At 58.6% G+C, this 222-nt stretch carries 1 protein-coding gene; it reads right to left on the reverse strand.

Translation table 11 applies throughout. The features are described from left to right. Nucleotides 1-222, reverse strand: a 222-nt coding sequence (locus tag LI114_RS14085; RefSeq protein ID WP_227221177.1) for a hypothetical protein, incomplete at both ends; no start/stop codon positions are given.

Genomic DNA, 222 nt, shown 5'->3' on the forward strand with positions numbered 1-222 from the left:
CGCTCGCCGCCGTAACTATGCCGCCCATCGTGGGTATAGCGTACTGCGTTACATTCCCGCCGAATGGCAGTGTAACGCTCGCGCTCAGCCCATCATCTGATACGGATATGTCGCTGTAACTCGCATAGTCGGCGGGCGAGCCCATGTCGTAGTACGTCGCGCCGAAGTCGCCAACATCGAGAAGCATTAAGCGGTTGCCCGTAAACGTCGCGATGTCGAACG

The organism is Ruminococcus sp. 210702-SL.1.03 (assembly GCF_020559915.1).
Lineage (GTDB): Bacteria > Bacillota > Clostridia > Oscillospirales > Ruminococcaceae > YE71.